The following is a 12,641-nucleotide window of genomic DNA, read 5'->3' on the forward strand; positions in this document are numbered from 1 at the left end:
AGCGCTTCAAGGCATTACTTTTGGCTGCGATGCCTGTGCAGCCACATCAGCTTATAAGCTGCCGGAATAATAAACAGCGACAGCAATGGCGCGGTAATCATGCCGCCAATCATCGGCGCGGCAATGCGGCTCATCACTTCTGAGCCCGCCCCTGTCCCCCACAAGATTGGCAACAGGCCCGCGATAATCACCGCCACGGTCATCGCTTTCGGACGCACGCGCAGCACCGCGCCGTGATACAACGCTTCATCCAGCTTATCCGCCGTAAAGGTTTGCGGATTTTCCAGTGCAGGCTCGGCTTCAATAGCATGGCGCAAGTACATCAGCATCACTACGCCAAACTCCGCGGCAACGCCGGCCAGGGCGATAAACCCGGTTCCGGTCGCAACCGACATATGGAACCCCATCCAGTAGAGGAACCAGATCCCCCCTACCAGCGCAAAGGGCACGCTGGTGATAATCAGCAGCGCTTCACCAAAACGACGGAAAGCCAGATAAAGCAGGACGAAGATAATCATCAGCGTCATCGGCACCATCAGTTTGAGCTTATGGCTGGCGCGTTCAAGCAGCTCGAACTGCCCGGAAAACGCCACGCTGGTCCCCGGCTTTAACTGTACGTTTTCAGCGATCGCTTTTTTCAGATCGTTCACCACCGAAACCATGTCACGGTCGCGGGCGTCGATATAAATCCAACTGGTGGGTCGCGCATCTTCGGTTTTCAACATCGACGGACCAGAAACCACTGTCACATCTGCAACATCAGCCAGCGTGATTTGCTGCTTCATGGGCGTCAGAATGGGCAGATTACGCAGCGCTTCCGGGCTATCACGATAGCTCTGCGCATAGCGAAGGTTAATCGGATAACGTGCAATCCCTTCCACCGTTTCGCCCACCATCGCGCCTCCGACCGCGGAGGTGACAAACAACTGTACCGCGCCAACGGTCATACCGTAGCGGGCTGCTTTCTCCCGATTAATGTCCACATTAATATAGCGCCCGCCCACCAGCCGCTCAGCCAGCGCCGAAGCGACGCCCGGCACGGTTCTGGCTACCTCTTCGATTTGTTCCGCCGTGGCGTCGATATCAGCCAGAACATTACCTGACACCTTTATCCCAATCGGGCTTTTGATACCGGTAGAAAGCATGTCGATACGGTTACGAATAGGCGGAACCCACAGATTCGCCAGCCCTGGCAAGCGCACGGTTTTGTCGAGTTCGGCGATGATTTTGTCCATCGTCATCCCCGGACGCCACTGATCCTGCGGCTTCAGTTGGATCGTTGTTTCGACCATTTCCAGCGGCGCGGAATCCGTTGCGGTTTCCGCCTTACCGGTTTTACCAAACACACGCGCCACTTCCGGAACGGTCATGATCAGCTTGTCGGTTTTTTGCAGCATATCCGCCGCCTGCGCCGCCGAAATCCCCGGCAGGGTTGACGGCATATACAGTAGATCGCCTTCGTTAATCTGCGGCAGGAATTCACCACCGACTTTATTCAGCGGGTAGATAACCGTCAGTATGGAAAGAACCGCCACCAGCAGGGTGGTTTTAGGCCAATGCAGCACCTTCAACAACAGCGGATGATAAATACGGATCAGGAAACGGTTAAGCGGGTTACTGCTTTCCGCCGGTATTTTGCCACGGATCCAGAACCCCATCAGGATCGGAATGACGACAATAGCCAGAAACGCCGCGCCTGCCATGGCATACGTTTTGGTGAACGCCAGCGGGCCGAACAGTCGCCCCTCTTGCCCCTCGAGCGTGAAAATAGGAATAAACGACAGGGTGATAATCAGCAAGCTGATGAACAATGCCGGGCCGACCTCTACCGAGGCATCGGTAATGACCTTCCAGCGCGTTGCGTTATCCAGTTTTTCATCCGGATGCTGATGTCCCCACTCTTCGAGCCGCTTATGGGCGTTTTCAATCATCACGATCGCGGCATCGACCATCGCCCCGACGGCAATGGCAATGCCCCCAAGCGACATGATATTGGCGTTCAGCCCCTGGAAATGCATCACGATAAACGCGATACACAGTCCCAGCGGCAGGGAAATAATCGCCACCAGCGCCGAACGCAGATGCCACAGGAACAGCGCGCATACCAGCGCAACAACGATAAACTCTTCCAGCAGCTTATAGCTCAGGTTATCAATAGCGCGATCGATGAGCTGACTGCGATCGTATGTTGTAACTATCTCAACGCCTTCCGGCAGGCTGCTTTTCAGCGTGTCGAGTTTGGCTTTAACGGCGGAGATCACTTCACGCGCATTTTTACCGGAACGCAGAATTACCACCCCGCCCGCCACTTCGCCTTCACCATTCAGTTCGGCGATCCCACGGCGCATTTCCGGCCCAATTTGCACACGCGCGACATCGCGCAGGTAAACAGGTACACCGTCGGCCCCTGTTTTCAGGACGATATTATTAAAGTCATCAAGCGTTTGTAGATACCCACTGGCACGGACCATATATTCCGCTTCAGCCATCTCTACAGACGAGCCGCCCGCCTCCTGATTCGACGTATCCAGTGCAGATTTCACCTCCGCCAGGCTGATGCCATATTGCGTCAGCTTCATCGGGTCGATAACAACCTGGTACTGTTTAACCACGCCGCCTACCGAGGCCACCTCTGCCACGTTCGGAATCGTTTTTAACTCATACTTTAAAAACCAGTCCTGAAGAGTACGTAACTCTGCCAGATCGTGTTTACCGCTGCGATCGACCAGCGCATATTCAAAGATCCAGCCGACGCCCGTGGCGTCCGGTCCCATCTCCGCGCTGACCCCTGCCGGTAATTTCCCCTGAACCTGGTTGAGATACTCCAGTACGCGCGAGCGCGCCCAGTAAGGATCGGTGCCATCTTCGAAAATGACGTACACATAGGAATCACCAAACTGCGAGAAACCACGCACGGTCTTCGCGCCCGGTACCGACAGCATGGTGGTGGTCAGCGGGTAAGTCACCTGATTTTCGACGATTTGCGGTGCCTGCCCTGGATAGCTGGTTTTGACGATCACCTGAACATCAGAGAGATCGGGCAACGCATCAACCGGGGTATTGATGATGGTCCAGGTTCCCCAGATACTGAGAAACAGCGCCCCCATCATCACCAGAAAACGGTTTGCCACCGAACGGCGGATAATCCATTCAATCATTTATCATGTCCTCAGTGTGAATGGGTCGCCTGGGCTGGCTTTGCGGATGCGTCTTGCGCACCACTGTTCTGCGCGCGCATACGGTCCAGTGCGCCAGAGATATTCGCCTCGGAATCAATCAGGAACAGACCACTGGACACCACTTTTTCACCTTCAGTCAGGCCTGAGCGGATAGCCGTCAGCCCTTGAGATTCATGGAATACCGCAACCTGCTTCGGTACAAATCGACCTTCGTTATCGACGGTGATCACCCGTTGCTCGGTGCCTGTATCAATCAACGCCTTTGAGGGGATCAGCAGCATCGGTTCACTTTGCGTTTTCAGTTGCAGGTAAGCATTCATCCCCGGCTTGAGCGCCTCATCAGGGTTATTGACCTGCAAACGGATCTGCAGCGTACGCGTGGTGGCATCGACACTTGGCAAGATATTCCACTTGCTAATGGTGAAAGGCTTATCCGGCCAGGCGGGCACGGTGATGGTAAATTGCGAGGCGTCTTTGATCAGCCAGGCGATAGATTCCGGGACCGACGCGCTGACCCATACCGGGTCCATCCCCTGAATTTTCGCGACCACATTGTCTTTGGAAATGTTCATGCCGGTACGCAAATCGAATGCGGTAATCACCCCATCAATAGGGGCTTTCAGGGTAAAGCGGGTCTGAATTTTACGCGTCGATTTTAAGCGCTGAATATCCGCTTCCGGCATACCGGCCAGACGTAATCTCTCCAGAATCCCTTCCACCTGTGTCGCGCTGCCGCCGGTCTCCCGCAGTAACAAATATTCGCTCTGCGCCTCAACCCAGTCGGGAATCGTCAGATCGATAAGCGGCGCACCTTGCTTAATTTTGTCGCCCACGGTTAGCGGGTAAACCTTCTCGATAAAGCCTGCGGAGCGAGCCTGGACAATAACAAACTGGTATTCGTTATAGCTAACGTTAGCCGGGAAAGTTTGCGCATAGTGCAGCGGGCCACGGCGCACAGGTTCTGTTTTCAGACCCAAATTTTGGGTCTGAGTAGGATCGATACGCACGCCAGGCGCTGACGCGCTCGCGGTCTCTTCATCGGCATATTTGGGGATCAGATCCATATCCATAAACGGTGATTTACCCGGCTTATCAAAGCGCGTGTTCGGGTACATGGGGTCATACCAGAACAACACTTTTCTGGCTTCTTTTTGCGAAGCCTGCCCGGTTTCAGCCGTTACGTTTGCTGATGAATAATAAGTATAAATACCGACAGAAATAACCCCACCGGCAAGCATGCCAGCGAGAATAAGCGCGGTATTTTTAATATTTAAAGACGCCATAGTGATTTCCATTGCGCGATAGTCTCACCCGCATTTCGAAGAATCCGGGCAAGAATAAAAGAGACCAGCGAGAACGTTATTTACTGATGTGAATATCGCGTAACACAGAGATATTTCCCTGCTGAACAAACGTAAACGCAACCTTATCGCCGGGTTTAATATCGTCAGCCTTGGTGTCGGCAACCCGCGTAAAACGCATCGTCATGGCAGGCCAGTTCACCGCGGGAATGGGATCATGCTTGATCGTGATTTTTTTACTTTCTTTATCAATAGCTTCAATCACCCCGGTGGCGCTAATGACGTCTTCCTGTTGGGCCGCTGGCGGCATGTTCATCATCTCGCCATGCTGATGCTCATTGGCCTGAGCGTTAAACATGACCACAGAGAAAAAGCTAAACAACACGGCTTTGGCGGTAGTATTCATACTTGATGCTCCTGAAAAGTTAATATTAAGGATTACTCCACCCAACCGCCGCCTAAGGCAGCAAACAGCTTAATTTCATTAACCTGTTGGGCGTAATTAAGATCGAGCAGCGATTGCTGCGTAGCGAATAAAGAACGTTCGGCGTCCAGTACTTCGATGTAGCTAACCGCACCATTTTGATAAAGCGCTCTGGCGCGTTGTAAGGTGATTTGCAATGACGTCAGGTAGCGCTGCTGACCACTAATTTGATCGGCAATGCTTTGGCGCAACACCAGCGCATCCGCCACCTCTTTAAACGCGTTCTGAATTTTTTGTTCGTAATTCACCACCGACTGCTGTTGGCGAATTTCAGCGAGGTCGAGATTGGACTGATTACGTCCGGCGTTAAAAATGGGAATATCTATTTTGGGGACAAAATTCCACATGCCGCTGGTCGCATTAAATAAGCTGGAGAGATCGCTGCTGCTGCTGGAAACTGAACTGGTCAAGGTAATCGACGGGAAAAACGCTGCTCGTGCGGCGCCGATATTGGCATTCGCCGCCATTAATCCGTGTTCAGCTTCCAAAATATCCGGGCGCTGCAACAGGATTTGCGACGAGAGCGATGGCGGCAGCGTTACTGGTTTAATATCCCCGCTGCTGCGCATCTGGTCGTTGGGTAATTTCCCGTACGTACCCAGCAACAGTTGCAGCGCGTTGTTGGCCTGCGCCAGTTCACCTTTACGCTTCGCGATTTCGCTGCGCGTGCTTTCAATCACGCCCCGCGCCTGTTCCAGCGCCAGTACGTTGGTGCTTCCGGTCAGCAACTGCTTCTCAACAAAAGCGTAAGAACGCTGATAGTTTTGCAGCGTTTCTTCGGCAATTTGCAGTTGTGCATAAGCCAGACGCTGATTGAAATAACTTTGCGATACGTTGGAGATTAATGAGATGTGTACCGCCCGACGCGCCTCTTCGCTGGCAAAGAAGTTCTGTCGCTCAGCTTCACTCATATTTTTCAGCCGACCAAAGAAGTCCAGATCGAAACTGAGATTGAGTCCAGCTTCGAATTCACGATCGGTGCTGCTATCGCCTTTTAATTTGCCGCTGTAAGTACCGCTGGAACCTGCCGTGATTTGCGGATAGCGGTCAGCATCCGTGACGCCATATTGCGCTCTCGCTTCCTGAACTTTTAGCACTGCCATACGTAAATCGCGGTTATTGACCAGCGCCTCGCCAATCAGCGCCTTTACCTGGGAGTCAACGAAGAAGCTCCGCCAGCCCGTGTCCTGATATCCCACCGGTGCAGAAACCAGGGCATTCTGGCTTAAGGAGAATTGCTGCGGCACAGGCAATGTCGGACGCTGATAGTCCGGCGCCAATGAACAACCGGCGAGAACGAATACAGCGCTGAGGGTAAGAAGCTTAAATTTGCTCATAGTTCTTCTCGTCCTGACCGGACTGATGGCCCTAAAAAATGTAGGAATTTATAGTGTTGTACTTTAACGAAGTGACTCTGTTTAAGCGGTGACAGGAAAATGACAAAACTGTCATTTTCCCAATAACCGATTGCTATCCGATCCCGCTTCCCTAGAATTGAAAGTCCGCACAACCCGTGTGAGAAGGAGAATGCGATGAAGGTGTTGATAGTCGAAGATGAGAAAAAAACCGGTGAATACCTGACGAAAGGCCTGACGGAAGCGGGTTTTGTCGTGGATTTAGCGGATAACGGCCTGAACGGGTACCACCTGGCGATGACCGGCGATTACGACCTGCTCATACTCGACATCATGCTGCCGGATGTAAACGGCTGGGATATCGTACGGATGCTGCGTTCCGCTAACAAAGGGATGCCCATTCTTCTCCTCACCGCGCTGGGTACCATTGAACATCGGGTTAAGGGTCTGGAATTAGGCGCTGATGATTATCTGGTCAAACCGTTCGCTTTCGCCGAACTGCTGGCGCGGGTCAGAACGCTGCTGCGCCGGGGTGCGGCGGTGATTGTCGAAAGCCAGTTTCAGGTCGCGGATTTAATGGTCGATCTGGTCAGCAGAAAAGTCACCCGCAGCGGGACGCGTATTACCCTGACCAGCAAAGAGTTTACCCTGCTTGAGTTTTTCCTGCGTCATCAAGGGGAAGTTTTACCCCGCTCGCTGATCGCTTCCCAGGTCTGGGATATGAATTTTGACAGCGATACCAATGCCATCGACGTCGCCGTTAAGCGTCTGCGCGCCAAAATTGATAACGATTTTGAGCCGAAACTGATTCAGACCGTACGCGGCGTGGGATATATGCTTGAGGTTCCTGATGCCCAGTAAACGATGGCGGCGCCCTTTTTCGCTGGCGACACGACTGACCTTTTTTATCAGTCTGGCGACGATCGCTTCATTTTTCGCCTTTGCATGGATAATGATCCACTCCGTGAAGGTCCATTTCGCCGAGCAGGACATCAATGATTTACAAGAGATCAGCGCCACGCTGGAGCGGATTATTAACCAACCCAACGAGCCAGAATCACGCCGCCTGGAAACGCTGAAAAACGTGGTAGAGGGCTACTCGAACGTCATTATTTCTCTGGAAGACAGTAAGCAGAAAGCCATTTTTCATTCGCCAAATGCGCCGGATCTCCGGCAATTTATCGCTAGCGCAAGACCGGATAAAAATGCCCATGCCAGCGATGTTTTTATTATATCCGGCCCAACACTGCAAACGGCCAAACATATTCACGGACAAAAAACGTCGTCTAACTGGCGAATGATTCGCCTACCGGTAGGAAAGCTGACTGATGGAAAAGCGGCGTATACGCTGTATCTGGCGTTATCGATCGATTTTCATCTGCACTATATTAACGACCTGAAAAAAAAACTGATTATGACGGCATCGCTGATTAGCATGATGATTGTATTTATCGTGCTGTTCGCTGTGTATAAAGGCCATGAACCGATCCGTAATGTCAGTCGGCGCATCCAAAATATCACCTCAAAAGATCTTGATGTGCGCCTCGATCCGCAAGCGGTCCCTATTGAACTGGAACAGCTGGTAAGTTCGTTTAATCACATGATCGAACGCATTGAGGATGTATTTAAACGTCAGTCGAACTTCTCGGCGGATATTGCCCATGAGATCCGCACGCCAATAACCAACCTGGTCACGCAAACGGAAATTGCGCTCAGCCAAACCCGTAGCCAAAAAGAGCTGGAAGACGTGCTGTATTCCAATCTTGAAGAGTTTAGTCGTATGTCGAAAATGGTAAGCGACATGCTGTTTCTGGCGCAGGCAGACAACAATCAGCTTATCCCGGAAAAGACAGCGCTTAATCTGGCCGATGAGGTTGGTAAAGTGTTCGACTTTTTCGAAGCCTGGGCAGAAGAGCGCGAGGTTGGCTTACGTTTTGAAGGACGCGCATGCTGGGTTTCAGGCGATCCGTTAATGCTACGCCGGGCAATGAGTAATCTGCTTTCAAATGCCATGCGCTACACGCCAAAAGGCGAGTCGGTAACCGTGCGGGTGAAAGAGGCGGATGGCCTGGTCCAGATAGTCGTGGAAAATCCCGGCCCCCCCATTCCCCCACAGCATCTATCGCGGCTATTTGATCGTTTTTATCGAGTTGACCCTTCGCGACAGCGTAAAGGCGAAGGCAGCGGTATTGGCCTGGCGATTGTGAAATCGATTGTTATCGCCCATCAGGGGAAAGTCTCGGTGACATCCGATCAGCTTGCCACCCGTTTTATTCTGACGCTGCCCAAGCATGCGATGTAATTTATGATAATGGCGTTGATACCTTAAACAATTCGAGTTGCAGGAAGGCGGCAAGAGAGGGAATCCCCGGTCACTTACTTAAGTAAATGACTGGGGTGAACGAGTGCAGCCAGTGCATATGCAGCTTGAAGTATGACCGGTATATATATCATCACCGATTCTCTGACATAACCGTCATAGTCCTGTCACGCCGCTGACAGCCCTCACCAATTATAATTTCTTCCGTAAACCCAAACAGGAGAAATATGATGAATAAGATATCCTCTTTTTTCGCTATCGCGTTTTTTATTTCAGCTGGCGTTAATGCGGCCGACACACCCAAAATGCATCAGCAGGCCGCAGCAGCCCATGAAATGATGAATAACAGCAGTGCCCCTGCACATCAACAAATGGCGCAAGAACACGTCGCACAGACGAATAATTCAACGCCAACGCCATCCCAGGCACGCCCCTTTTCACAAATGAATAAACATGAAAAAGCGATGGTCGTTCATCAGTCAGTGAATAACGGTCATTCATATGCCCATGAGGTTCAGGCCAGGCAGCACCGTGCACAGATCCCCGCGCAAGGGTAACGTTGTCCTGTGTTGAATAAAATGTCCATCAATACACTATGTATGAATATTGCGGACAAAATGTGCCACGCAGGCCTGTACATTTACAAGCCTGCGTTCCTGCCGTTAATGTCAATATTAATATTTCTTTAAACACTTCATTAAAAAGTAAATATAATTAAGCGTTTTATCTTACTTGTGTAAAATACGTAATTCACCTGCCTGTAATGTTGCATATTACAGCCCCCACACCCTCACCATTAATATAAATTAGGATTCCCCCTGGTATGCGTCATTAATATTTAATGGGAGACTGCCGTCGTCGTAAACATGACATTCGAACAGTTCGTATTCCTATAAATAAACTTAATGATGATAGTGAGCAAAAAAATGAAAAAACGTCTGCTGACCCTCTTTGTCCTCGGCCTGACAACGGCCACAACAGCATGCGCAATTACCCCGGCAATGCAGAAAAAGTATGAACATTCAGGTTGTACACAAATGAGTGAACTCAATGGCTGCGATATCAATAAATCCTATCAGTGGAACCGCGATCATGGCTTTATTGAGAACGGCAACAGCCAGCAGAGCCGTCATCATCGTCATGGTGAAGAGCAGCAAAATACCGCTGACCGGGATAACCACGATAATGCCGATATTTACGGCAAATTCAGCGGAAATTACGTAGCCAAATTTGCCAATGGTCAACGCAGCGTTGATATTCACGTCGAGGGTTCCAGCGTGTACGTCAATGGTAATGAAGTGCGTGACGTAAATACCTATCAGGATACGATGACCTTCCGTGTCGGCTATGCCACTTACACCATTAAAACGAATGGTCGCGGTAGCTGGAATGACAGCGATGCCGGGAATGCTGGCAAAATTGTGCGCGAGTAACGGATACCGCCACAATGAAAAAACTGATTTCCACGTTGGTTATTATGGCTAGTCTGTCGGGCTGTGCCGAACATCCTTACCTTTCTGCAGCCGCTGCTGGTATTGGGGCCGCAGCAGTTGCCACGGCGATCGCTAATCACAAAAACCGTGAAGCCAACCGTGATAAAGAGCATGAACGCCAGGAGCGTGAGCAAAGGGAGAACCAGCATGCGTGGCGGCATAGTCACCATCACTCCGATGATGACGGCCATTACTATCACCGCTAAGTCAGCACAAAGAGCGCTGCGATCACAGCGCTCTCAACGGTCATGTATTACAGTATGCCGTTTTAATACTGGAGTCAGGCATGGCATTAACCCTCACGGTATTGCTTGAAAACAGGCGCGCTGCGAGCGCAGATAAATCCTTACGGGCAAAGCCTGGACTAAGTCTGTTAGTTCAGGATGAAACCACCACCATACTATTTGATACCGGCCCGGACGACAGCTTCATACTTAACGCCGCGCAAATGGGCGTAGACCTGACGCAATTGACCGCCGTGGTTCTTTCGCACGGCCATTACGATCACTGTGGCGGCGTGCCGTGGCTGGCGGATAACAGTCGTATCATTTGCCATCCCCAAATAGCCTGCGAACGGTATGCCTCAATAACCCTGGCGGGAACGCCAAGAAAAATAAAAAAACTCTCGCGTGATAACGACTACTCTCGACTAATCATGGAATACACCCGTGAACCGTTGGCGATCAGCGATCGATTTTTGTGGTCCGGGGAAATTAGTGTCGCCACTCCACAGGCCTATGGCGTTATTAGCGAGAAAACACCTCAACCGGATTACATCAGCGACGAAGGCGTATTGATCTATAAATCTGATCGCGGGTTAGTCATCATTCATGTACAGGATCTTTAGCTACAACCAATTGAAATAGATAGAAAAAAGGCTTCGTTTGTGATCTGATTTAATCGCAAAAAAAAACCGACACGCCCGAAGCCATGACTATTATCAATGCAACCCAGTACCTCAAGCAACTTCTTAGCTCTTCTGAACTCAACCGGATCGGTAAATTTACCGGTTTTTGTCAGCGACTCCGGGATATCCAGCCTGCGAGACTACTCCCGGCTCTGCTCTCAGGGCTTGGTTGCGACAAGGTGGATGGTATTGCTGGTTTGCATCGCCATTTCAATGCGTTGCAGCTCCATGATACTGACCAAATAGCGTATAAACCCTTTCACAACCAGTTACGCAAGCAGGGTTTTCCCTTGTTCATGCGCGCACTGGTTGAACGAGCCATCGCCTTACGCCTCAAGGAGTGTCTACCGGACGCCCACGGACTGGCAGGCTTTGAGCAGGTACTGCTGCAGGACGGGTCGTCATTCGCGTTACATCCGCAATTGGCAGAACATTTCCCGGGCCGATTCAATAAGCACAGCCCCGCTGCGGTAGAGTGTCATATGACCATGTCCTTGCTGGACCAGTCGCCGATATCGATGAGTATCACGGCGGATACCGAATCGGAGCGCAAGCATCTTCCGGCCGCAAATTCGTTAAATAACAAACTGTTATTGGCGGATGCCGGTTACATCAGCCGCGAGTACTTTGCTGATGTGACCAAAGCCAAAGGAAGCTATCTGGTCAGAGGGAGTCAAAATCTCAATCCCAAAGTACAGGCAGCTTACCGACAGGACGGCAGGGAAATGCCCAAGTTACTCGGAAAAAGCTCAAGGATATCGATCGGAGAAGCTGCAGAGCCGAGGTTCTGGATCTGGATGTGAGTTCGGGAAAGTATAAATATCGACTCATAAGACGTTGGTTTGCAGAGGAAAAACGGTTCTGTATATGGATGACCAATCTTCCGCGTGAGCGATGGCCAGCCGAGAAGGTGATGGCATTGTATCGTTGCCGTTGGCAGATCGAACTGTTGTTCAAAGAGCTGAAATCACATAACCGGTTGAAGGCGTTCGCGACACGACAAAAAGCGATAGCGGAAGGCTTGATCTGGGCTAGTTTGCTGGCCTTGCTGGTCAAACGTCGGCTGGCGCTGACGCTGATTGGCAGCGCGGAGTTATCGATGCTGAAGATTGCCAAAAACAGCGCGCTTTGGTTAATGCCGATATTGGCGAGCATCATCCATGGTGCGTGGCAGGAAATAACAGAGAAGTTGGAGTGGGCAATGGTGTATTTATCCAAAAACGGCAAAAAGAGTAGGCAGAGAAAATCCAAGCAAAACAACACGTTAGACGGTATTATTAATTCGCTTGCCGCTTAAGGTTCTGTACATGAGTCATCATTACCGGATGCGGGCACCGAGGAATAGAGAATATCGTACGCCATTGCCAAAACATCACCGGCGTTAACCAAATTTACGCCCTCGTCGGTGGGTTCCATTTACGCACTGCCTCCCCCGCTAAGCTATGGCGAACCCGACAATTTATTAAGCAACAACAACCAGAAAAACTACTCGGCTGTCATTGCACCGGTTCGTGGGGTCGATTGTGGCTACCGGGAACTGACGCCCCGGCAACGGGAGATGTGATTGTGCTGGCAGAGTAACGGCGATAAGACATTGCCAAA

At 51.1% G+C, this 12,641-nt stretch carries 9 protein-coding genes and 3 pseudogenes; 8 read left to right on the top strand and 4 right to left on the bottom strand.

The window, feature by feature from the left end; genetic code table 11:
• Positions 1 to 14 precede the first annotated feature (14 nt).
• The 4 genes from HV350_RS17660 to HV350_RS17675 form a co-directional block, all read right to left on the bottom strand.
• The gene (locus HV350_RS17660; RefSeq protein WP_047358048.1) at positions 15 to 3,158 is read right to left on the bottom strand and encodes a CusA/CzcA family heavy metal efflux RND transporter; all 3,144 of its coding nucleotides are present in this window, start codon (positions 3,156 to 3,158) and stop codon (positions 15 to 17) included.
• An 11-nt stretch (positions 3,159 to 3,169) separates the two neighbouring features.
• The gene (locus HV350_RS17665) at positions 3,170 to 4,462 is read right to left on the bottom strand and encodes an efflux RND transporter periplasmic adaptor subunit (protein ID WP_181629036.1); all 1,293 of its coding nucleotides are present in this window, start codon (positions 4,460 to 4,462) and stop codon (positions 3,170 to 3,172) included.
• 76 nt (positions 4,463 to 4,538) lie between these two features.
• On the bottom strand, positions 4,539 to 4,886 hold the full coding sequence (gene cusF / locus HV350_RS17670) for a cation efflux system protein CusF (protein WP_181629038.1): 348 nt from the start codon (positions 4,884 to 4,886) through the stop codon (positions 4,539 to 4,541).
• 32 nt (positions 4,887 to 4,918) lie between these two features.
• Positions 4,919 to 6,301, bottom strand: a complete 1,383-nt coding sequence (locus tag HV350_RS17675) for an efflux transporter outer membrane subunit (protein ID WP_016155924.1) — start codon at positions 6,299 to 6,301, stop codon at positions 4,919 to 4,921.
• Between the two features lie 195 nt (positions 6,302 to 6,496).
• Here HV350_RS17675 and cusR point away from each other — a divergent pair, with 195 nt between their 5' ends.
• The 8 genes and pseudogenes from cusR to HV350_RS17715 form a co-directional block, all read left to right on the top strand.
• Positions 6,497 to 7,180: a copper response regulator transcription factor CusR gene (gene cusR, locus HV350_RS17680; RefSeq protein ID WP_016152149.1), complete on the top strand. Its 684-nt coding sequence runs from the start codon at positions 6,497 to 6,499 to the stop codon at positions 7,178 to 7,180.
• Positions 7,170 to 8,621, top strand: coding sequence for a Cu(+)/Ag(+) sensor histidine kinase (locus HV350_RS17685; protein WP_181629039.1), 1,452 nt, complete (start codon positions 7,170 to 7,172; stop codon positions 8,619 to 8,621). The genes cusR and HV350_RS17685 overlap by 11 nt, the downstream gene beginning before the upstream one ends.
• Positions 8,622 to 8,869: 248 nt before the next feature.
• The gene (locus tag HV350_RS17690; RefSeq protein ID WP_181630670.1) at positions 8,870 to 9,196 is read left to right on the top strand and encodes a copper-binding protein; all 327 of its coding nucleotides are present in this window, start codon (positions 8,870 to 8,872) and stop codon (positions 9,194 to 9,196) included.
• Positions 9,197 to 9,565: 369 nt separating this feature from the next.
• Positions 9,566 to 10,072 carry a hypothetical protein gene (locus HV350_RS17695; RefSeq protein WP_047358081.1) on the top strand — a complete coding sequence of 169 codons (507 nt, stop codon included), beginning with the start codon at positions 9,566 to 9,568 and terminating at the stop codon, positions 10,070 to 10,072.
• 14 nt (positions 10,073 to 10,086) lie between these two features.
• Positions 10,087 to 10,338: a membrane lipoprotein lipid attachment site-containing protein gene (locus HV350_RS17700; RefSeq protein WP_019076216.1), complete on the top strand. Its 252-nt coding sequence runs from the start codon at positions 10,087 to 10,089 to the stop codon at positions 10,336 to 10,338.
• Between the two features lie 80 nt (positions 10,339 to 10,418).
• A pseudogene (locus tag HV350_RS17705) lies at positions 10,419 to 10,961 on the top strand (MBL fold metallo-hydrolase); the annotation flags it as partial.
• Positions 10,962 to 11,062: 101 nt separating this feature from the next.
• A pseudogene (locus HV350_RS17710) lies at positions 11,063 to 12,336 on the top strand (IS4-like element ISApu2 family transposase).
• 14 nt (positions 12,337 to 12,350) lie between these two features.
• Positions 12,351 to 12,620 (top strand): annotated as a pseudogene (locus tag HV350_RS17715) (MBL fold metallo-hydrolase); the annotation flags it as partial.
• Between the last annotated feature and the right edge of the window lie 21 nt (positions 12,621 to 12,641).

Origin of the sequence: Citrobacter sp. RHBSTW-01013 (assembly GCF_013781985.1) — a bacterium.
In the GTDB taxonomy this organism is placed as follows: Bacteria; Pseudomonadota; Gammaproteobacteria; order Enterobacterales; family Enterobacteriaceae; genus Citrobacter; species Citrobacter braakii.